Annotated in this window: 19 protein-coding genes and 1 tRNA gene; 12 read left to right on the top strand and 8 right to left on the bottom strand. The window is 69.7% G+C overall.

What is annotated here, in order from left to right; genetic code table 11:
* The first annotated feature begins 106 nt into the window (after positions 1-106).
* Positions 107-1,684, top strand: coding sequence for a Re/Si-specific NAD(P)(+) transhydrogenase subunit alpha (locus AC1DVZ_RS05580; RefSeq protein ID WP_477617186.1), 1,578 nt, complete (start codon positions 107-109; stop codon positions 1,682-1,684).
* A gap of 6 nt (positions 1,685-1,690) precedes the next feature.
* On the top strand, positions 1,691-3,088 hold the full coding sequence (pntB, locus tag AC1DVZ_RS05575) for a Re/Si-specific NAD(P)(+) transhydrogenase subunit beta (RefSeq protein WP_477617185.1): 1,398 nt from the start codon (positions 1,691-1,693) through the stop codon (positions 3,086-3,088).
* A 76-nt stretch (positions 3,089-3,164) separates the two neighbouring features.
* Here the strand turns inward: pntB and AC1DVZ_RS05570 are convergent, their stop codons facing one another.
* The 6 genes from AC1DVZ_RS05570 to upp form a co-directional block, all read right to left on the bottom strand.
* On the bottom strand, positions 3,165-3,554 hold the full coding sequence (locus AC1DVZ_RS05570) for a VOC family protein (protein WP_477617184.1): 390 nt from the start codon (positions 3,552-3,554) through the stop codon (positions 3,165-3,167).
* Between the two features lie 32 nt (positions 3,555-3,586).
* Complete coding sequence (locus AC1DVZ_RS05565) at positions 3,587-3,967, bottom strand: hypothetical protein (protein ID WP_477617183.1); 381 nt, start codon at positions 3,965-3,967, stop codon at positions 3,587-3,589.
* Between the two features lie 460 nt (positions 3,968-4,427).
* Positions 4,428-5,915 carry an amino acid permease gene (locus tag AC1DVZ_RS05560; protein ID WP_477617182.1) on the bottom strand — a complete coding sequence of 496 codons (1,488 nt, stop codon included), beginning with the start codon at positions 5,913-5,915 and terminating at the stop codon, positions 4,428-4,430.
* 103 nt (positions 5,916-6,018) lie between these two features.
* The gene (locus AC1DVZ_RS05555; RefSeq protein ID WP_477617181.1) at positions 6,019-6,819 is read right to left on the bottom strand and encodes a PH domain-containing protein; all 801 of its coding nucleotides are present in this window, start codon (positions 6,817-6,819) and stop codon (positions 6,019-6,021) included.
* 13 nt (positions 6,820-6,832) lie between these two features.
* The gene (locus AC1DVZ_RS05550) at positions 6,833-7,000 is read right to left on the bottom strand and encodes a hypothetical protein (protein WP_477617180.1); all 168 of its coding nucleotides are present in this window, start codon (positions 6,998-7,000) and stop codon (positions 6,833-6,835) included.
* 173 nt (positions 7,001-7,173) lie between these two features.
* Entirely contained in the window at positions 7,174-7,812 is a 639-nt protein-coding gene (upp, locus tag AC1DVZ_RS05545) for a uracil phosphoribosyltransferase (RefSeq protein WP_477614495.1), read from the bottom strand.
* A gap of 64 nt (positions 7,813-7,876) precedes the next feature.
* Between upp and AC1DVZ_RS05540 the strand changes: the two genes are divergently transcribed.
* Together AC1DVZ_RS05540 and AC1DVZ_RS05535 are read left to right on the top strand one after the other, a co-directional pair.
* Positions 7,877-8,356 carry a nucleoside deaminase gene (locus AC1DVZ_RS05540; RefSeq protein ID WP_477617190.1) on the top strand — a complete coding sequence of 160 codons (480 nt, stop codon included), beginning with the start codon at positions 7,877-7,879 and terminating at the stop codon, positions 8,354-8,356.
* Positions 8,353-8,979, top strand: coding sequence for a DedA family protein (locus AC1DVZ_RS05535; protein ID WP_477617179.1), 627 nt, complete (start codon positions 8,353-8,355; stop codon positions 8,977-8,979). The genes AC1DVZ_RS05540 and AC1DVZ_RS05535 overlap by 4 nt, the downstream gene beginning before the upstream one ends.
* A 24-nt stretch (positions 8,980-9,003) precedes the next feature.
* Here the strand turns inward: AC1DVZ_RS05535 and AC1DVZ_RS05530 are convergent, their stop codons facing one another.
* Entirely contained in the window at positions 9,004-10,455 is a 1,452-nt protein-coding gene (locus tag AC1DVZ_RS05530) for an MDR family MFS transporter (protein ID WP_477617178.1), read from the bottom strand.
* Positions 10,456-10,595: 140 nt separating this feature from the next.
* On the opposite strand from AC1DVZ_RS05530, the gene AC1DVZ_RS05525 reads away from it, so the two are divergent.
* From AC1DVZ_RS05525 to AC1DVZ_RS05500, 6 genes are all read left to right on the top strand, one after another.
* A tRNA-Ser gene (locus tag AC1DVZ_RS05525) sits at positions 10,596-10,685 on the top strand.
* 132 nt (positions 10,686-10,817) lie between these two features.
* On the top strand, positions 10,818-11,657 hold the full coding sequence (locus AC1DVZ_RS05520) for a pyruvate, water dikinase regulatory protein (RefSeq protein WP_477617177.1): 840 nt from the start codon (positions 10,818-10,820) through the stop codon (positions 11,655-11,657).
* Between the two features lie 86 nt (positions 11,658-11,743).
* Positions 11,744-14,128: a phosphoenolpyruvate synthase gene (gene ppsA / locus AC1DVZ_RS05515; protein ID WP_477617176.1), complete on the top strand. Its 2,385-nt coding sequence runs from the start codon at positions 11,744-11,746 to the stop codon at positions 14,126-14,128.
* 214 nt (positions 14,129-14,342) lie between these two features.
* A complete protein-coding gene (locus AC1DVZ_RS05510; protein WP_477617175.1) occupies positions 14,343-15,857 on the top strand; it encodes a DEAD/DEAH box helicase in 1,515 nt (504 codons plus the stop codon).
* 147 nt (positions 15,858-16,004) lie between these two features.
* Complete coding sequence (locus tag AC1DVZ_RS05505) at positions 16,005-16,574, top strand: DUF6529 family protein (RefSeq protein WP_477617174.1); 570 nt, start codon at positions 16,005-16,007, stop codon at positions 16,572-16,574.
* Between the two features lie 11 nt (positions 16,575-16,585).
* Positions 16,586-17,035 (top strand): Rieske (2Fe-2S) protein, encoded by a 450-nt coding sequence (locus tag AC1DVZ_RS05500; protein WP_477617173.1) that lies wholly within the window; start codon positions 16,586-16,588, stop codon positions 17,033-17,035.
* Positions 17,036-17,189: 154 nt separating this feature from the next.
* Here the strand turns inward: AC1DVZ_RS05500 and AC1DVZ_RS05495 are convergent, their stop codons facing one another.
* On the bottom strand, positions 17,190-19,136 hold the full coding sequence (locus AC1DVZ_RS05495; RefSeq protein WP_477617172.1) for a glycoside hydrolase family 15 protein: 1,947 nt from the start codon (positions 19,134-19,136) through the stop codon (positions 17,190-17,192).
* A gap of 223 nt (positions 19,137-19,359) precedes the next feature.
* Here AC1DVZ_RS05495 and AC1DVZ_RS05490 point away from each other — a divergent pair, with 223 nt between their 5' ends.
* Both AC1DVZ_RS05490 and AC1DVZ_RS05485 read left to right on the top strand, forming a co-directional pair.
* Positions 19,360-20,553 carry a sensor histidine kinase gene (locus tag AC1DVZ_RS05490; RefSeq protein WP_477617171.1) on the top strand — a complete coding sequence of 398 codons (1,194 nt, stop codon included), beginning with the start codon at positions 19,360-19,362 and terminating at the stop codon, positions 20,551-20,553.
* On the top strand, positions 20,550-21,221 hold the full coding sequence (locus AC1DVZ_RS05485; RefSeq protein WP_477617170.1) for a response regulator: 672 nt from the start codon (positions 20,550-20,552) through the stop codon (positions 21,219-21,221). The genes AC1DVZ_RS05490 and AC1DVZ_RS05485 overlap by 4 nt, the downstream gene beginning before the upstream one ends.
* Positions 21,222-21,307 lie beyond the last annotated feature (86 nt).

Here is a 21,307-nt window from a genome sequence, read left to right as displayed (position 1 = left end):
CGCGACTGTCGTCACGTTGCAGCGCCATTGCAGTGGTCCAGCCAATAGGTTTGGCGACGTCGCGCGGCGCGTCAGCGTGTGTCGCGCCAGGTTCCAGGGCCTTCCAATGACGGGAGCAGTAGTGCGGATCGGTGTTCCAGCAGAGTCCAAGCCGGGCGAGACCCGGGTCGCCGCCACGCCCAAGACCGTGGGCCAGCTGATCGGGCTGGGCTACGAGGTGGTGGTCGAGGCAGGCGCGGGCGCGCGGTCGTCCTTCTCCGACGACGCGTATGCCGCGGCCGGGGCTTCGGTGGTCGACGGCTCGGCGGTCAGTGGCTCGGCGGTCAGTGGCTCAGATGCGTGGACGAGTGACGTCGTGCTGAAGGTCAACGGCCCCACGGACGAGGAGATCGGCAGGCTGCGCCCCGGCTCGCTGTTCGCCTCGCTCATCTCGCCGGCCCTCAACCCCGACCTGGTGGACAAGCTGACGACCGCTGGCGTGACGGCGCTCGCGATGGACGCGGTGCCCCGCATCTCCCGCGCCCAGTCGCTCGACGTGCTCTCGTCGATGGCCAACATCGGCGGCTACCGCGCCGTGATCGAGGCCGCCCACGAGTTCGGCTCGCTGTTCACCGGCCAGGTCACCGCGGCCGGCAAGGTCCCGCCCGCCAAGGTGCTGGTCGTGGGCGCCGGGGTGGCCGGTCTCGCCGCGATCGGCACGGCCAGCAGCCTGGGCGCGATCGTGCGGGCCTTCGACGCCAGGTCCGAGGTCGGCGAGCAGGTCGAGTCGATGGGGGCCGAGTTCCTGCGGATCGCGGTCGACGACGAAGGACCCTCGGCCACCGGCTACGCCAAGGAGATGGGCGATGACTTCAACCGCAAGGCCGCCGAGCTCTACGCCGAGCAGGCCAAGGACGTCGACATCGTCATCACCACCGCGCTCATCCCCGGCAAGCCGGCACCACGCCTCATCACCGAGGAGATGGTGGCCTCGATGAAGCCCGGCTCGGTCGTCGTCGACATGGCCGCGTCCAACGGCGGCAACGTCGCCGGCTCCGTGGCCGACGAGATCGTCACCAGCGCCAACGGCGTCAAGCTCATCGGCTACACCGACCTGCCCGGCCGCCTCCCCACCCAGGCCAGCCAGCTGTTCGGCACCAACCTCGTGAACCTGCTCAAGCTGCTCACGCCGGGCAAGGACGGGCGCGTCGTCCTCGACCTCGACGACGTGGTCCAGCGCGGCATGACCGTATGCCGTGACGGCCAGACCCTGTGGCCCCCACCTCCCGTCCAGGTGAGCGCCGCACCTGCTGCCGCGGCGCCCGTGGCCGCCGTGCCCAAGCCCGCACCGAAGCCCCGGGACCCGCGCCGCAAGTACGCGGCGATGGCCCTCGGCGCCGTGCTCTTCGGCCTGGTCGCCGCGGACTCGCCGGCTGTCTTCCTCGGTCACTTCACCGTGTTCGCCCTGGCTGTCATCGTCGGCTTCTACGTCATCTCCAATGTCGCCCATGCCCTGCACACCCCGCTGATGGCCGAGACCAACGCGATCAGCGGCATCATCCTCGTCGGCGGCGTGCTCCAGCTCGGCAGCTCCAACGCGCTGATCCAGGCGCTCGCCTTCGCCGCCACCCTGGTGGCCAGCATCAACATCTTCGGTGGCTTCGCCGTGACCGGCCGCATGCTCCAGATGTTCAGGAAGGACTGAACCGGTATGAGCGGCAACGTCACCACCAATCTCGTCCAGGCGGCATACATCATCTCCGCTGTTCTCTTCGTGCTCTCCCTCGCGGGGCTCTCGAAGCACGAGAGGGCCAAGGAGGGCAACGCTTTCGGCGTCGCCGGTATGGTCCTCGCGCTGGCCGCCACGATCTGGCTCTCCGTCGATCGGGCTGAGCACGGGCTCCTCACCCTTGTGCTGATCGCTGCGGCCATGGCCGTGGGCGCGACGATCGGGCTGTGGCGGGCGCGGGTCGTCGAGATGACCCAGATGCCAGAGCTCGTCGCGATGCTGCACAGCTTCGTGGGTCTGGCTGCGGTGCTGGTCGGCTACAGCTCCTACCTCGAGTCCCGCGATGCAGGCACCGACGACAAGCTGCACCTCGTCGAGGTCTTCCTGGGCGTGTTCATCGGCGCGGTGACCTTCACCGGGTCGATCGTGGCCTTCCTCAAGCTGAGTGCACGCATCAAGTCCTCACCGCTGATGCTGCCCGCGCGACACTGGCTCAACCTCGCGGCCCTCGTCGTGTCGGCGGGACTGCTCCTGTGGTTCGTGCAGTCGCACTCGGTCGTCCCGCTGCTGCTCATGACGGTGATTGCGCTGGCCTTTGGCTGGCACCTCGTCGCCTCGATCGGCGGCGGCGACATGCCGGTCGTGGTGTCGATGCTCAACAGCTACTCCGGCTGGGCGGCTGCTGCGGCGGGCTTCATGCTCGGCAACGACCTGCTCATCGTGACCGGTGCGCTCGTCGGGTCCTCCGGTGCGATCCTGTCCTACATCATGTGCAAGGCCATGAACCGGTCCTTCTTCTCAGTGATTGCAGGCGGATTCGGCCAAGAGGTGTCCGTCGGGGACCACAAGGACTACGGCGAGCACCGCGAGACGATCGCCGCCGACGTCGCAGAGCTGCTGCGCGACGCCTCGACCGTCGTCATCACCCCCGGATACGGCATGGCCGTCGCGCAGGCGCAGTACCCCGTGGCCGAGCTCACCAGCCAGCTGCGGAAGAAGGGCGTCAACGTCCGGTTCGGCATCCACCCCGTCGCCGGCCGGCTGCCCGGTCACATGAACGTGCTGCTCGCCGAGGCCAAGGTCCCCTACGACATCGTCCTCGAGATGGACGAGATCAACGGCGACCTGGCCGACACCGACGTCGTCCTGGTCATCGGCGCCAACGACACCGTCAACCCCTCGGCCGCCGAAGACCCCACCAGCCCGATCGCGGGCATGCCGGTGCTCGAGGTCTGGAAGGCGCGCAACGTCGTCGTCTTCAAGCGGTCGATGGCGACCGGCTACGCGGGAGTGCAGAACCCGTTGTTCTTCAAGGAGAACAGCCAGATGCTCTTCGGGGATGCCAAGGAGCGCGTCGAGGACATCATCAAGGCCCTCTGACCTCGGCGCCCAGGCGAGTTTGAAGGGTCTGCCGGGTCCAGACGCGGCAAAGCCTTCAAACTCGCGGGGTCCACGATCAGGCAGGCGGCGGGTGGCCCTGGTCGGCGACGACGCAGAACTCGTTGCCCTCGGGGTCTGCCATCACCTGCCACCAGCTGTCGATGGCCTCCAGCAGGTCGGTCACTGGCTCGCCGATCCGCCTGCCGCCCAAGGCCTCCAGCCGTTCGACCAGTCCGGGCACTCCGAGCTCGAGCGGCGGGTGGACGTCGACGTGCATGCGGTTCTTGCCGGCCTTCTCCTCCGGCACCCGCTGGAGGATGAAGACGGGGCCGGGTGGCTCACCTTCGCGAGGCCGCAACACCTCGAACTCGGGCAGCGAGAACACCGCGTCGTAGCCGAGCGCTGCCGTCCAGAACGGCACGAGCAGGGACAGGTCACGTCCGTCGAGGACGACCGAAAGCCTCATGGCGCGAGTATGCCGTCCGGTCGCCGTCAGCCCTAGGTCCAGTCCTGTCGGGGGTCCAGGAGTGGTTGGAGCTCGGGCAGCTGCGTCCACCGCGCCTCGTTGGTGTAGGCCGCGACGTGGACGGCGAGCAGTGGTCCGGTGGTCCCGCTCAGCCGCAGCGGCTCGTCAGCGCTGCGCCAGAGGATGTCGATCCGCCACGGGGTGTCGTCCAGCGTGACCTCGAGGACGGCGAGGTCGGTGAACCAGAAGGAGATCCAGCCGCGGAGGCGGTGGTTGACCAGCAGCCGGTCGGTCGTGGCCACGACGGCGGCGCTGTGCCTGTCTCCCCACTGGTGGGTGGGCTGGGCCGGGTACAGGCGTTCGTAGGTCGCGATCGTGCGCATGGTGGCGGTCTCGTGGGGGGAGAGTCGCATCGGCAACCCATCGAGGACCGGGAGGGGCCTGGATGACTGCAAGGCGGCGGCATACCTCCTGGCCTGCAACCAGTCGCGGTGCCCAGCGGCCGTCGCCAACCATGCTCCTCCCTGCACCACGCTCCCAGCCCGTTGTCGCGGGCGGAGATCGCCGCGGAATGGCGAAACGGCGGGCGGCGGGGTTGCGGGGGTGCGGTGCCGCCCGCCGTTTCTGGATGACCGACCATTCCCCCCAATGGTTGGTCACCCTTGGAGACGCGACTGCGCCCGAAATCGTGACGCCCCGTGCGGCACGCGGCGCGCACGGTGTGGCGTAGAGGGAACGGCGGGCGGGTTTGCGGGTGCCGCCCGCCGTTCCTGACCGGCATCGTCACAATGGTCGGTCTCCCATGAAGACGTCGGTCATCCGCGATAGTGACGCGGCCAGGAGCACCAGTTTCCACAGATCAGCGGGCGCGACTCAGGTGCTCGTCATGCTCGGGAGCTGACCTTTCTTGGCCTTGCCCGACAGTCGGCTGTTGCGCACGCCGTAGGTGAAGTAGATGAGGAAGCCCAGCGCCATCCAGACGATGAACCGCAACCACGTCTCCACGGACAGGTTGAGCATCAGGTAGACGCTGATCAGGGCGGCCAGAATGGGCAACACCGGTGAGAACGGCACGGTGAAGGACCGCTTGAGGTCGGGTCGGCGGCTGCGCAGGACGGGGACCGCGATCGACACCAGGGCGAACGCCGAGAGCGTTCCGATGTTGACCATCTCCTCGAGCTTGCCGATGGGGGTCAGGCTCGCGATGAGCGCGATCGCGACGCCGATCATGACCGTCAGGCGCACGGGGGTGCCGGTCCTGGGGTTCGTCCGACCCAGCGCCGGCGGCAGCAGCCAGTCGCGCGACATGGCGAACGTGACCCGGGTGGCTCCGATGATCAGCGTCATGACGACGGTCATCAGTCCGGCCACCGCTCCGGCCGCGATCATCGTGGCGAACCCGGGTTTGCCGACCGACTCGAACGCCGAGGCCAGTGCCGCCTTGGGGTCGATCTCGGTGTACTTGACCATGCCCGTGATCACGAGCGTCGTGGCGACGTAGAGGACCGTGCAGATGACCAGCGAGGCGATGATGCCGATCGGGAGGTCGCGCTGGGGGTTCTTGGCTTCTTCAGCGGTCGTCGCCACGACGTCGAAGCCGATGTAGGCGAAGAAGACGATCGAGGCGCCGGCGACGATACCCGCGATGCCGAAGGTAGACGGAGTGACCCCGAAGAGCACCTGGATGAGCGGGGCGTGGATGCCCTCGGACGCCTTGCCGGACACCGACGGCGGGATGAACGGCGAGTAGTTGGCCGACTTGATGTAGCCGATCCCGGCGATGATCACGAACAGGACGATGAACAGCTTGACGCCCACGAGGACGAGGTTGACGCGCAGCGACTCCTTGATGCCGATGGAGATCAGGGCAGTGAGCGCGATGACCAGGACGAAGGCCAACAGGTCGAAGTGCGACCCCGGAGCCAGGCTCGCGGGCACGGTGAAGCCGAGCTTGTCGAGGAGCAGGGTGGCGTACTGCGACCAACCCTGGGCCACGACGCTGGCGCCGAGCATCAGTTCAAGCAGCAGGTCCCAGCCGATGATCCACGCGACCAGCTCGCCGAGGGAGGCGTAGGAGAACGTGTAGGCCGACCCGGACACCGGCACCGTGGAGGCGAACTCGGCGTAGCAGAGCGCGGCCAGCGCGCAGCAGATGGCGGCGATGACGAACGAGATCGCGATGGACGGTCCCGCGTAGTCAGCGGCCGCCCGACCCGTCAGCGTGAAGATGCCGGCGCCGATGATCACGCCGATCCCGAAGACGGTGAGGTCGAGGGCAGTCAGCTTCTTCTTGAGCTGGTACTCCGGCTCGTCGGTCTCGCGGATCGACTGCTCGATCGACTTGGTCCTCATGACGGACATCGCATCGCCTCCCGGCTCGGACGGTTCGCCGCTCGCGCGGCCCGGTCCGGGACACGCTAGCGGCGCGTTCCCGACCGCGCCCTCTGGAGGGTGTCACCGACCGTCAGTCGTCGTCCCGGTCGCGTCGAGGTCGGATCGGGATCGGCCCCGTCTCCGCGGAGCGGTCCCGCGCCCTCAGGTCAGGGCTGCGATACAGCGAATCCTGCGGATCGTCCGAGGCCGGGGCGGGTTTCCCCGGCGAGTGTCGCGGGTCGTCCCAGCCAGCATATGGATCAGGTATGCCGGGTGGTGGCGGCCGGTCGTCATCCCACCGGCGCTCGCCGCCGTGCACGCCGCCGTCGTGCACGCCGCCGCCGTACTCGCCGTACTGGCCGTACCCGTCGTCGTCGAGTCGGGCGTGGTCGGCGACACCGAAGATCTCCGCGCAGATGGCGCGGTAGTGCCCATCGGGCTGGGGCACCCAGTTGACCTCGCGCAGCGCCTGGTCCTGGCCGGCCGACTCCATGACGAAGCGGCCGTAGCCCAGGATCCGCCCCGGCACGGACCGCTCGTAGGACATGTCGGTGACCTTCATCAGCGGCATCATCGACACCTTGCGGGTGATGAAGCCGTAGAACAGGAGCAGTCGCTTGTCGGTGGCCACGAACCAGTCGTGCCGCCACTCCGCCAGCTTGTAGGCCATCCTTGCGACGACCGCGAACCACGCCCACCACACCGCCGTGCTCAGGAACCCCAGGGCGGGGTCGATGCGGGCGTCCACCCAGAACGCGAAGACGCACCCCACGACGGCTGAGCCGACAGGTTCGGCGACCTTGCCCCAGTGCTGGTGGACCGCAGTGACGAGGCGCTCGCCGTCCAACAGGTAGCGGTCGAGCTCCTCGTGGCGCCGGTCTGTGGCGGCCATCAGGCCCTGCCTGCTACCGGCCGAGCAGTGCGTCGAAGAAGTTTCCGATGTTCTTCACGCCGTCACCCATGATCGAGGCGGACGTCCTGACGATGTCGGCTGCCTGGTCCGGGGAGGTGAAGATCGCGTAGGCGGCAAACGCGACGAGGACCCACAGCAGGATCTTCTTCACGCGCTGCATGTCAATCTCCTTGATCGGTCGTCGGTGGGCACGCCAAAAGGCACACCTCGCCGTCCAGCCTGCACCAGATGGCGCCCCGAACCGCAGAGGCGCGCCGCCGGAGGAGCCGGCCACGCGGCATACACGATGGGTTTGGTCGTCCGGGGGCGCGGCCCCGCGCGGAGGCGGGAAGGTCAGACGACGCCGTAGAGGCGGTCGCCCGCGTCGCCGAGGCCGGGCACGATGTAGCCCTTGTCGTTGAGCCGCTCGTCCATCGCGCCGGTGACGATCGTGATCGGGATGGTGAGGTCGGCCAGGGCCTCCTCGACGTGCTTCACACCCTCGGGCGCGGCCAGCAGCGTGACCGCCGTGATGTCGTCGGCACCCCGGTCGGCGAGGTAGCGGATGGCGTCGACGAGGGTGCCGCCGGTGGCGAGCATGGGGTCGATGACGTAGCACTGCCGACCGCTGAGGTCGTCGGGGAGGCGGTTGGCGTAGGTGATGGCCTCGAGCGTCTCCTCGTTGCGCTGCATGCCCAGGAATCCCACCTCGGCGCTCGGCAGCAGGCGCACCATGCCCTCGAGCATGCCCAGGCCGGCGCGCAGGATCGGCACGATGAGCGGCTTGGGGTTGGACAGCTTGATGCCCGTGGTCGGCGCGACCGGGGTCTCGATCTCGAACGGCTCCACCCGCACGTCGCGGGTCGCTTCGTAGGCCAGCAGCGTCACCAGCTCCTCGGCCAGCCGCCGGAACGTCGGGCTGTCCGTGCGCTTGTCGCGCAGATAGGTCAGCTTGTGCGTGATGAGCGGGTGGTCGGCAACGTGGACGCGCATAGGCGAAACTTAGCGCGTGACTCCGAGCGGTGGACCAGCAGTCGACGAGCGGTATGCCGCGTGGATGGGTTTGGCGCTGGACCTCGCCGCTGCTGCGGCTCGGGACGGGGACGTGCCGGTGGGCGCCGTCGTGGTCTCGCCGTCGGGAGAGGTGGTCGGTGAGGGCCGCAACCTGCGCGAGGTCGAGGGTGACCCGACGGCGCACGCCGAGGTGGTCGCGCTGCGCGCAGCGGCGCGCTCGCTGGGGGAGTGGCGGCTGGAGGACTGCACCCTCGTGGTCACGCTCGAGCCGTGCCCGATGTGCGCCGGGGCCCTGATGCTGTCGCGGATCTCGCGGCTGGTGCTCGGCGCCTGGGATCCCAAGCTGGGTGCGACGGGCTCGGTGTGGGACCTGGTCCGCGACCGCCGGGCGACCCACCGCGTCGAGGTGATCGGCGGCGTGCGGGAGTCAGAGTGCTCTCAGGTGCTGCTGTCATTCTTCGAGGAGCAGCGCGCGGCTGGCCGGATGTCGGCCCCTCAGGGCGAACAGGAAGCAGGGGCGTGAGCGGGATCATCAACGACCTGGTCAACCAGGTGCTCGGGGCACCACCGTGGCTGGTCTACCTCATAGTGGCGCTGGTGGTGTTCGCCGAGGACGCGCTGTTCGTGGGGTTCGTGCTGCCGGGAGAGACGCTGGCCATCATCGGCGGCGTGACCGCCAGCCTGGGTCACACGTCGCTGGCCTGGGTGCTCGTGGTCGTCATCCTCGCGGCGGTCATCGGCGACTCGGTGGGCTATGAGATCGGCAGGCTGTTCGGGCCGCGCGTGATGGGTCTGAAGATCCTGGAGAGGCGACAGGAGCGGCTCGAGTCGGCACAGGACTTCCTGCGGCGCCGGGGTGGGTCGGCGGTGTTCCTCGGTCGGTGGACGGCGTTCTTCCGGGCCGTCATGCCGGCGCTCGCGGGGCTGTCCGGAATGAAGTACCGCGTCTTCCTGCCGTGGAACGCGATCGGTGGGATCGCCTGGGGCGCCACGGCGGTCACGGCTGGCTATCTCGCGGGCGAGTCCTACCACCGGGTGGAGAAGTGGCTCGGTCGCGGCGCAGCCGGGGTGGTCGGCATCATCGTGGTGGTCGCGATCACGGTGTGGGCAGTGCGACGACACCGCGCCCACGCGCATTCGATGTAAAACCGCCGGTGATCCCCGGCGGTTTTACATCGAATCGGCAGCGGGGGCGGCTGGCGCGGAGTCGGCGGTGGCTCTGGGCATGACGAGCGCGGCTACCACCGTCACGAGGGCTGCCACCAGGACGCCGACGAAGACCGCAGAGCCGGCGTCGGTCGCGGTGCCCGGGTCGGTCTCGGGGTGTCCCGAGCGGGCGATGACGCCGTTCGCGACCGCGCCCAGCACCGCCGCGCCGAGCGCGCTGCCGATCGACCGGGCGAACAAGTTGGTGCCGGTCGCCACCCCGCGCTCCTGCCACTCCACGCTGGCCTGCGCCGCGATGAGCGACGGACTCGCGACGAGTCCCATGCCGAGGCCGGTGACGAAACAGGTCACCGCGACCACGACCACCGAAGGGTGCTGCGAGAGCGCGGCGAGCGTCCCGGTGCCGAGGACGACGAGCGCCATCCCGACGAGGATCGCCGGCCGGAAGCCGAACCGGAGGTAGAGCAGGCGTCCGGACAGGGTGGCCGCGATGGGCCAGCCGATGGTCAGGGCCGCCAGGGCGAGACCGCCGACGAGAGGGTCGACGCCGAGCGAGTTCTCCAGGTAGGTCGGGACGAACGACGTCAGGCCGATGAGGATGACGCCGACGCCCAGCGCCAGCATCGTGGTCGTGGCGAGCAGCCGGCGGCTCAGCACCCACAGCGGCAGCACGGGCTCGGCGGCCCGGCGCTCGACCAGCAGGAAGGCGAGCAGCAGCACCGACCCGCCGCCCAGCACGGCGATGCTCGTGGGCGAGGACCACGACCAGGCCTGGCCGCCCTCGAGGATGCCGAGGATGAGCAGCGACATGGCGACCGTCAGCAGTCCCGCACCGAGGTAGTCGATCCGGTGTTGCCGGCGTTCGACCCGCTCGTGGAAGTTGCGGGCGATGAGGGTGCCGGCGAGCAGGCAGAGTGGCACGTTGACGAAGAAGATCCAGCGCCAGATCCCGAGCTGGGAGAAGATCCCGCCGAGGGTCGGCCCGACGACCGACGCGACCGCCCACACGCTGGCGATGTAGCCCTGGGCCTTGGCGCGCTCGGCGACCGTGTAGATGTCGCCTGCGATCGTGATGGCCATCGGCTGCACCGCTCCGGCGCCCAGTCCCTGGACCGCGCGGAAGACGATGAGCGAGGTCATGCTCCAGGCGAAGCCACACAGCACCGAACCCGCGAGGAACAGACCGATCCCGAACAGCATGAGCGGCTTGCGCCCCACGATGTCGGCGAGCTTGGCGTAGATGGGCACCGACACGGCCTGCGCCAGCAGGTAGACCGAGAACAGCCAGGGGAACTGCGAGAAGCCGCCGAGGTCGCGCACGACCGAGGGCACCGCCGTGGCGAGGATGGTCGCGTCCATGGCGATGAGCCCGGTCGAGACCATCAGGGCCAGCAGGATCGGCGCGCGGTCCGAGCGCAGGCCCACTCCAGCGGTGCTCGTGGTCGTGGAGGTCATCTCGGGTGACAAGTGCCGGGGGACCCTGTGCATTCCCCCGACAACCCCTGGGTATGCCGCGTGCGCCCGTTCGGCGGGCGGCTGGCAGGCGGTCTCGAGGCGATTTCGTCGCGGTCACCTGCTCTAGTAACCTGCTCCGCGGTGGCGTGTCCGAGCGGCCTAAGGAGCACGCCTCGAAAGCGTGTGTGGGGGAGACTCCACCGTGGGTTCAAATCCCACCGCCACCGCCAGTCAGTCCTCGGCGACATCCGCGCAGGTCAACACCTCGCGCGGATGTCGCCGAAGCCGTCTCAGGCCGGACGACGGTGCCCGGGCTGGGTTCGCGGCTGGGCAAACGGTGCGCCACGTGGAACGGTGGGGGCGTGATCCCGGAGTCAGTCGAGCCAGTCGTGCCCACCCCGGTGTTCTTCGTCGCCGGCGGCACCGGGATCTCGGCCGAGACGCTGGGCAACATGATGCTGCAGCAGTTCCCCTCGGTCACCTTCACCCGACGCAAGATCCCGTTCATCACGACGGTGGAGCAGGCGCAACAGGTCGTCCTGGAGCTGGACGCCGCGGTGACCCACTCGGTGGTCCCCCTGGTGTTCTCGACGGTCTCGGCCGAGGACATCCGGGCCGAGCTGCAGACGACGAAGTGCGCCTTCATCGACCTGTTCGGCTCCCACCTCGACACCGTCGAGCGGGTGCTGCACGTCAACGCCACGCACGGTGTCGGGGCGTTGCACGGCGTCGGTGACAAGGGGCGCTACGACGCCCGGATGAAGGCCATCGAGTTCGCCATGGAGCACGACGACGGGGCGAGCCTGCGCAACCTCGAGCAGGCGGACCTGATCCTCGTGGCGCCGTCGCGATGCGGCAAGACGCCGACCTCGATGTACCTCGCCCTCCAGCACGGCCTCAAGGTCGCGAACTACCCCCTGGTCGACGAGGACTTCGACGCGGGCGGCATACCCCGTCCCATCCGTGGCCTCGTGGACCGGTGTTACGGACTGCTCTCCACCCCGGCGCGGCTCAGCCAGGTCAGGGGCGAGCGCAGGCCGGGCTCGACGTATGCCAGTCTCGCCCAGTGCAGCTTCGAGCTGCGCCGGGCCGAGGCGCTCTACCGTGCGCACCGGATCCCCGCCATCAACTCCGCCTCGATGTCGGTGGAGGAGATGGCGGCGGTGATCATGCAGACCAGTCGCCTGGACAACCTCGCCTAACAGAAGCCTCGCCTAGCAGAACCCATGCCCGGGACTTTCCCGAAGAGCACCAACCGCGGCCCCCGCCGCCTGTCGAAAGGATCGCCGTGACCGGCAACATCTCCTGGTTCAAAGACCTCGGGTTGGGGGACGTCGAGTCCGTGGGCGGCAAGAACGCCTCGCTCGGCGAGATGGTCCAGCACCTGTCGAAGGCAGGGGTGCGAGTGCCTGACGGCTTCGCCACGACCGCCGATGCCTACCGTCGCTTCCTCGCCCACGAGGGCCTGGCCGACCGCATCAGTGCGACGCTCGCCGACCTCGACGTCGAGGACACCCGGGCGCTCGCCGAGGCCGGCGCCCAGATCCGTGACCTCGTCGAGGGTCAGCCCTTCCCCGAGGACCTCGACACCGACATCCGCGCGGCATACCAAGAGCTCGTCGCCGGCACCCCGGGCGAGGTGAGCTGGGCCGTGCGGTCCAGTGCCACGGCGGAAGACATGCCGGACGCGTCGTTCGCGGGGCAGCAGGAGACGTTCCTCAACGTGACCGGCATCGACAACATCCTGCTCGCCATCAAGAAGGTCTTCGCCTCCCTCTACAACGACCGCGCGATCGCCTACCGGGTGCACAGCAGCTACGACCACGACGTCGTGGCCCTGTCGGCGGGAGTGCAGCGGATGGTGCGCTCGGACATCGGCTCCTCCGGTGTGATGTTCACCATCGACACCGAGTCGGGATTCCCGGACGCGGTGTTCATCACGAGCAGCTACGGCCTCGGCGAAGCGGTCGTTCAGGGTGCCGTCAACCCGGACGAGTTCTACGTCTACAAGCCCGCACTGCGGGCCGGGCGACCGGCGATCCTCAAGCGCGGCGTGGGCAGCAAGGCCACCAAGATGGTCTACACGCAGGACTCCGCCGTGGGTCGCTCGATCGACTTCGTCCCCGTCGACGAGGCCGACCGGGCCCAGCTGAGCCTGACCGACGACGAGGTCACCGAGCTCGCTGTGCACGCCCTCAAGATCGAGGAGCACTACGGGCGCCCCATGGACATCGAGTGGGGCAAGGACGGCATCGACGGACAGCTCTACATCCTCCAGGCCCGGCCCGAGACGGTGAAGTCTCGCCAGTCCGGGTCGACCCTTCAGCGGTTCCGCATGGACGAGCGCGGACCGGTCATCGTCGAGGGTCGCGCGATCGGCCAGAAGATCGGTGCCGGCGCCGTCCGTATCCTCACCTCGGCCGAGTCGATGCACGAGTTCCAGCCGGGCGAGGTCCTCGTCGCCGACATGACCGACCCCGACTGGGAGCCGGTCATGAAGCGCGCCAGTGCGATCGTCACCAACCGCGGTGGCCGCACCTGCCACGCCGCGATCATCGCCCGCGAGCTCGGCATCCCCGCGGTGGTCGGCAGCGGCTCGGCGACCACCACGCTGTCCGACGGCCAGGAGGTCACGGTCTCAGCCGCGGAGGGCGACACCGGCTTCGTCTACGAGGGGCTTCGCGCGTTCTCGTTCACCGAGACGGCGCTGGACGACATGCCCGACGTGGCGGTCAAGATCATGATGAACGTCGGCACGCCGGACCAAGCCTTCGAGTTCTCTCGCTTGCCGCACAAGGGAATTGGGCTCGCGCGCCTGGAGTTCATCATCAACCGCCAGATCGGCATCCACCCCAGGGCGCTGCTCGAGCTCGAGGACCAGGAACCCGACATCCGTGCCGAGATCGAGGCCCTGATCGCGGCCTACGACGGTCCGCGCGACTACTTCGTCAAGCGCGTCGCCGAGGGCGTCTCCATGCTCGCGGCAGCGTTCGCGCCGGAGCCGGTGATCGTGCGGATGAGCGACTTCAAGTCCAACGAGTACGCCCACATGCTCGGCGGGGAACGGTACGAACCCCTCGAGGAGAACCCGATGATCGGGTACCGCGGTGCCGCGCGTTACCTGTCCCCCGACTTCGCCGAGTGCTTCGCCATGGAGTGCGAGGCGCTGCGCCTCGTGCGCGACGAGATGGGCCTGACCAACGTCAAGGTGATGATCCCGTTCGTGCGCACCATCACCGAGGCCGAAGGGGTCATCGACCTGCTGGGGCAGAACGGTCTGCGCCGCGGCGAGAACGACCTGCAGGTCGTGATGATGTGCGAGGTGCCGTCCAACGCCGTGAACGCCGACGCGTTCCTGGACCACTTCGACGGGTTCTCCATCGGTTCCAACGACCTCACCCAACTGACCCTGGGGCTGGACCGCGACTCGGCCCTGGTCGCCGGAGGCTTCGACGAGCGCGACCCCGCGGTGAAGAAGATGCTCACCATGGCGATCGAAGCCTGTCGCGCCCGGGGCAAGTACGTCGGGATCTGCGGCCAGGGGCCCTCGGACCACCCCGAGCTCGCCGACTGGCTGATGGACCAGGGCATCGAGTCGATGTCCCTCAACCCCGACACCGTCGTCGAGACGTGGCTGCGACTGGCCCGGCGCGAGGTTCCTGCCGAGGCCTGAACCTCGGCCGTCCCCCGTTCGGGCGATTCGGGAATGAACGCCCGGCCCGGTAGGGTTGCAACCACTGCGTGCGCACCGTCGTGCACCACAGGTCGTCTGCTCCGCGCCCCAACTACTGGTTGGCGCCGTCAGCTCACAGGTTCGTGAGTGGTTCAGCATCTTCGGCCACTCCCTACTTCTGTGAGGCTTTCCTTTGTCCACCCATCACACTCCTGTGCCCTTTGCCGACCTCGGCATCCACCCCCGCGTCATCGCGGCCCTGAAGGAACGCGGCATCGACTCGCCGTTCCCGATCCAGGCCGCGACCCTCCCTGACTCGCTCGCGGGTCGCGACGTCCTCGGCCGTGGCCGCACCGGCAGCGGCAAGACGGTGGCGTTCGCGCTGCCGATGGTCTCCGCGCTGGCCCAGTCCGGCCGTCGTCGTGCGCCGCACACCCCACGTGCCCTCGTGCTGGTCCCGACCCGCGAGCTGGCGATCCAGGTCGCCGAGACGGTGACCCCCCTCGCCGCCGCGCTCGAGCTGCGCACCATGACGATCTTCGGTGGCGTGGGCCAGAACCCGCAGGTCTCCGCGCTGCGTCGTGGCATCGACATCGTCATCGCGACCCCGGGCCGCCTCGAGGACCTCATCGGCCAGGGCCACGTGCGCCTGGGCGACATCGAGGTCACCGTGCTCGACGAGGCCGACCACATGGCCGACCTGGGCTTCCTGCCCGCGGTGAAGCGGCTCCTCGACGCCACCCCGCGTGACGGCCAGCGGCTGCTCTTCTCCGCGACGCTCGACAATGCGATCGACCAGCTGGTCAAGCGCTACCTGCACAACCCGGTCACCCACAGCGTCGACAGCGCTGCGTCGCCCGTTCCCGCGATGACGCACCACCTGTTCAACGTCAGCCGCGACAACAAGCCGGCAGTGGTGCGCGAACTCGTTGCAGGACAGGGCCGTACGCTCGCCTTCACGCGCACGAAGCACGCCGCCAAGAAGCTTGCCAAGCAGCTCACCGCGTCGGGCATCCCCGCGGTCGACCTGCACGGCAACCTGTCCCAGAGCGCGCGTCAGCGCAACCTCGCCGCCTTCAGCGATGGCTCCAGCCGGGTGCTCGTGGCCACCGATATCGCCGCGCGCGGCATCCACGTCGATGACGTCACCCTGGTCGTGCACGTCGACCCGCCGGCCGAGCACAAGGCCTACCTGCACCGTTCGGGCCGCACTGCCCGGGCCGGTGCCGAGGGCGTCGTCGTCACCGTCAGCACCCCCGAGGAGCGCGGCGACACCCGCACGCTCATGCGCCAGGCCGGCATCAAGCCGACCGCGGTCGACGTCACCCCCGGCCACCCCGCCATCGGTGACCTGACCGGCCCGTTGGCCGCGCTGGTCACCCCGGCCCCGGTGGTCGAGCACTCGGGCAACGGCAACGGTGGGGGCGGTCGCTCGCAGCGCGGTCGCGGCGGCTCCGGCGCACCCCGCCAGCAAGGTGGCTCGAGTCGCACGTCCGCCGGTGGCTCCGGTCGCTCGTCGGCCGGCAGCGCTCGTGGCCGTCGCGGYGGCTCGCAGTCATCCAGCACCGAGTCCTACCGCACCGAGACCCCGAGGTCGCAGGGCTCCCGCTCGTCGGGCGGCTCCGGCTCCTCGCAGCGCGGCGCGGGCTCGCGGCAGGGCAGCTCCCAGGGCCCGTCCCGCTCGGGCGGCGGCATCGCTGCCTTCTCCGCTGGTCGCGGCTCCCGCTGACCGCTGAACGACCGAACGACTGAACGACTGAACCGCACGGTGGCCCGCGTCTCGACGCGAGGCCACCGCGCGGCATACCCCTGAGGGCAAGCCGGCCCCGTCGTTTGGCGGAGGGATGCTTTCGCCGCGAGTGGGACCATGGTCGCCATGGCGTCGCACGACGTTCGGGACGCGGGTGTGCTGGCTCGAGGTGGGCTCGGCGCGGCGCTGCTGCTGGGCGCCGGCGTCAGCGTCGCCCTGGGTGCCTACGCCAAGGTGCACACGCCGAGCTCGCGCCCGCTGTTGACGCTGGGTTTCTCGGGCATGCTCCAGATGAAGGTCTGGCTGGGCACCCTCGCGGTCGCCCTCCTCGTCGTGCAGCTGCTCAGCGCCCTGTGGATGTGGGGTCGCCTGCCGCGAGCGGGCGCGGCGCCGGACTGGGTCGCCCCCGTCCACCGGTGGAGCGGGAGCGTGGCGTTCGTGGTCACCCTCCCGGTCGCCTTCCACTGCCTGTGGGCCCTGGGCTTCGGGGTGGCCAGCCCGAGGGCGATCCTCCACGCTGTCGCCGGTTGCCTCTTCTACGGGGCGTATGCCGCGAAGATGCTCGGTCTGCGGCTCCAGGGGGCTCCGGGCTGGGCGCTCCCGGTGCTCGGCGGCACCGTGCTCGGCTCCCTCGTGCTCACGTGGCTGAGTGCCGCCCTCTGGTTCTTCACCCGTTCCGGCCTGCCGCTGTTCTGAGAGGAGTCGTCGTGGCGATCCCGCCGCTCTCGCGTCGATCCGCGCTGCGGGGCGCAGCAGTTTCGGGCGTGGCTGCCGTGGTCGGGTTCGTGGTGGCTCGCGCCGGTCGGGCCGGTCCCCCCGCCCCAGGAACGGCGGCCAACGCCTACGGTCCCGGTGCGCCTGACCAGGAGCGCGAGCTGGCTCGGCTCGACGAGGTGCCGAGCGGTGGAGGCGTGGTCGTCGACGGCGACAAGGTCGTCCTCACTCGTGGGACGGACGACGTCGTCCACGGTTTCTCGGCGATCTGCACGCATCAAGGGTGTCCGGTGTCATCTGTCGCAGCCGGAGAGATCGTGTGTCCCTGCCACGGCACTCGCTTCGACGCCACCAGCGGTGCGGTGCTCACCGGCCCCGCCACCCGTCCCCTGCCGCCCGTGCCCGTCGTCGTCCGTGACGGCGTCGTGTACTCCACCACCTGAGGAGAGACCATGCCCCGTCTCTGGTCCGTGCTCCCGACGCTGCTGTGGCTCGCCGCCGCCGGCTTCGCGATCGGGGCGCTCATTGCCCTTTCCTGAGCCCGCCGCCCCCTAGGGCGAGAGGGGGCTGCCACCTAGGGCGAGAGGGGGCTGCCACCTAGGGCGAGAGGGGCTCCTCGTCCTCGACCTCCTCGGCGGCGATCACCTTGAGCACCGCGTTGATCAGTCCGAGGTGGGTGAAGGCCTGGGGGAAGTTCCCCAGGTGACGCCCGCTCGCGGCGTCGATCTCCTCCGCGTACAGGCCCAGGGGTGTCGCAAGGCTGAGCAGGCGCTCGCAGAGGCGGCGGGCACGCGGCTTCTCGCCCACGATCGCCAGGCACGACACGAGCCAGAACGAGCAGATCGTGAACGTCCCCTCCTCACCCGACAGCCCGTCGTCGGTCTCCTCCACCCGATAGCGCAGCACGAGCCCGTCGTCGGTGAGCTCGTCCGCGATGGCGACGACGGTGTCGTGGAGCCGCGGGTCGTCCGCCGGGAGGAAGCCGACGAGGGGCATCAGCAGGTTCGAGGCGTCCAGGGCATCGGTGTCGTAGTGCTGGGTGAACACACCCCGGTCGTCCACGCCGTTGGTGCAGATGTCGGCGTGCATCTCGTCCGCAGCCTCCTGCCAGCGCTGCGCCAGCTCGAAGTTCTCGCGCACGCTCGCGAGCTTGGCGCCACGGTCGGCCGCCACCCAGCACATGACCTTCGACGAGGTGAAGTGCTTGGGGTCGCCGCGCACCTCCCAGATTCCTCGGTCCGGCTCACGCCAGTGCTCGATCGCGGCCTCGACGAATCCGGAGAGGATGGGCCACAGCCGCTCGTCCAGGGTGTCGCGCGACTTCGTGTGGATCCACACCGAGTCGAGGATGGCGCCCCAGACGTCGTGCTGCTTCTGGTCGAAGGCGCCGTTGCCGATCCGGACCGGCCGCGCACCGTCGTACCCGGTGAGGTGGTCGAGGGTCGACTCGGACAGGTCCTTCTCGCCGTCGATGCCGTACATGATCTGCAGGCCGTCGGAGGCCTCGGCGATGTCCGCGATGAACCAGAAGAAGTCGCTGGCCTCCCAGTCGAACCCGAGGGTGTCCAGGGCCCACAGCGCGAGCGTCGAGTCGCGGATCCATGTGTAGCGGTAGTCCCAGTTGCGTTCCCCCTTCGGTGTCTCGGGCAGGGACGTGGTCGGCGCGGCGATCAGGGCACCCGTGGGTGCGTAGCTCAGCCCCTTGAGGGTGAGGGCGCTGCGCTCCAGGTGGGTCCGCCACGGGTGGTCCGGGAACTTGCCGCGCGCCAGCCAGTGCTGCCAGTGGTGGGCCGTCCACACCTGCCGGCCGTAGGCATCGGCGAACGTCTGAGGGGGGTCGTGCTGGGTCCACGAGAGGGCCGCGAAGTGCGTGTCGCCTTCCTTCATGAGCGTCCGCACCGTGGCCTGCGGCCCTTCGATGCCCAGGCGCATGTCCGTGGTGAGGCGGACCTTGAGCTCGCCACCGTCGCCCTCGGCGACGGCCGAGTGGTAGTCGTCGCCGTAGAAGGACCAGATCGCCTGATGGCGGCCGTAGTCGAAGACGGGCGAGCAGTTGAGCGCCAGCTGGACCTCGCCGTTGACGCACCGGATGGTCCGCAGGAGCACATGCTCGGCGTCGTAGTCGGTGGGTGCCCGGCGGTAGCGGTGCGCCCGCTCGGTCTCGTGGTGCCACGGCCCCATCAGCAGGGCGTCGCGCACGATGATCCAACCGCTCGGCGTGCCCCACGAGGTCTCCAGGATCAGCGTGCCCGGGAGGTAACGGCGGGCTGTCGGCACCAGCATGTCGGCCGGGCCGAGTCGGAAGCCGCCCGCATCTCGGTCCAGGATCGCGCCGAAGACGCTGGGCGAGTCCATCCGCGGCAGGCACATCCACTCGACGTTGCCGCTGGGGGCGATGAGCGCCGTGACCTGGCAGTCGGAGATGAACGCGTAGTCGCCGATGCGGGGGAAGGGTGACCGGACGATCCGCTTCTCACCTGCGGCTCGCCCGCGCTGCTCGCCTCCGGCGTCCGCGGGTGAGCCGGGGGGGACGGTCGCGGTCATGCGGCACCTCCTAGAGGGCAACGGCGCCCTCTCGCAGGATCCCGCAGTTTCGCGGCCCGCGCCATGGTCCAGTTTCGCGGCCCGCGCCATGGTCATCTGGTGGACCGCGCCGGGGTCCGTTCCGCGACCCGCGTGACCAGCTGTCGGCTACGCCCGAGGAGGTATGCCGCGGTGCCCCCTGTGGGGGACGCCTCCGGGGTGCGGCGTTGCCTACGCTGGCGGTATGCGTGAGCCCGCCGACCTGCCCTGGGGTCCCCCGTGGATGCGTGGTCGGGAGGAGTGGTCGCACCGGGGTGGACTTCCGGTGGCGCGATATGTCCTGGCCTTCGTGGTCGCAGTGGTCCAGCTCGGCGGCAGCGCAGGCGCATCCCACGCCCAGCCCGCCCGGAGGTCGCTCGACGCACTGGCTGTCGTCCTGCTCCTCGTCGCGCCTGCGGCGATCACGGTGCTTCGCCGGTTCCCCGTGCAGACCATGGCCGCGATCGCCGCGGCGACGGCGGTCTACCTTGCCCGGGGCTACGCCTACGGGCCGGTGTTCCTCGGCCTCGCGATCGGGCTCGTGGCCACGGTCGTCCGCGGTCACCGAGTGGTCGCCTGGCTGGGCGCTGCCGCGGTGATCGCCGGCGACGCCGTGGGTCGGCTCGCGTTCGACAAGGCGCAGTGGTCGTGGCCGGCGCAGGGCGGACTCCTCGCGTGGACGCTCGTGGTGCTCGCAGCCGCTGAGGTGGTGCACAGCTGGCGGGAGCGAGCGGCGACCTTCCGTCAGGCAGCGCGTGAGACGAGGCTTCGGCAGGCGGGGGAGGAGCGACTGCGGATCGCGCAGGAGCTGCATGACGTCGTGGCGCACCACATGTCGCTCATCAACGTCCAGGCCGGCGTCGCCCTGCACCTGGCCGATCGCCGGCCCGAGCAGGTCGAGCCCGCCCTGGTCGCCATCCGCGACGCGAGCAAGGAGGCCCTCGGCGAGCTCAGGTCCCTCATCGACGTCCTGCGCCTCGACGGTGCCCCTGCGCCGCGCTCTCCGGTGGCCAACCTCGCCGGGCTCGACGACATCGTGGAGCGAAGCGGCCATGCGGGCCTACGGGTCACCAAGACGGTGACCGGGCAGCCGAGGCCACTTTCCGCGGCAGTCGAGCTCGCGGCATACCGGGTCGTGCAGGAGGCGATCACCAACATCGTGCGGCACGCGCACGCGACGCGGGCCACGGTCTCGCTCGACTACGGTGAGGACGTGCTCTCGGTCACGATCGAGGACGACGGCGACGGAGGCCCACGGTTGTCGAACCTGGTGCAGGGCAACGGGATCAGCGGCATGCAGGAGCGCGCTCGCGCCCTGGGCGGCGAGCTCCGGGTGGTTGCCGCTCCGGGTGGCGGACTGCGCGTCGAGGCCGACCTCCCGACGGGTGCCCCGCTGTGATCCGGGTGGTGCTGGCCGACGACCAGGCGCTCCTGCGGGCAGGGATCCGCGCGCTGCTCGACGCCGAGGACGACATCGACGTGGTGGGTGAGGCGTCCAACGGCGTCGAGGCGGTCGCGGTCGTCCGTGCCACCTCGCCCGAYGTCGTGCTCATGGACATCCGGATGCCCGGAACAGACGGCCTGGAGGCCACCCGTCAGATCGCCGCCGACGAGCGACTCTCGGGCACGCGGGTGGTCATGCTGACGACGTTCGACCTCGACGAGTACGTCTTCGAGGCGGTCCGGATCGGCGCCAGCGGCTTCCTCGTCAAGGACACCGAACCCGCGGAGCTGCTGCGGGGGATCCGCGCAGTCGCCGCCGGTGACGCGCTGCTGAGCCCGGGCGTGACGCGTCGACTCATCGGGGAGTTCGCCACCCGCAGCCGACCCAACGCATCGCCCGCGGCCAACCGCCTGGGCGAGCTCACCGACCGCGAACGCGAGGTCGTCGCACTGGTGGGGGAGGGCCTCACCAACGACGAGATCGCCCAGCGGCTGTTCCTCAGTCCGGCGACCGCCAAGACCCACGTCAGCCGGTCGATGGTCAAGCTCCAGGTCCGCGACCGTGCCCAGCTCGTGGTCCTGGCCTACGAGTCCGGCCTCGTGCGCCCGGGATGGTCGGAGTAGCCCAGGCGGCCGACGGACTACCTCGTGGGGAGCAGCCGAGGTGTCGCCCCCGGTGGGATTCGGGAAGTGCTCTCCCGTCGAAGGAT

It is taken from the genome of Pedococcus sp. P2_E5 (assembly GCF_056403895.1).
This window is presented reverse-complemented; position numbering and strand designations above follow the sequence as displayed.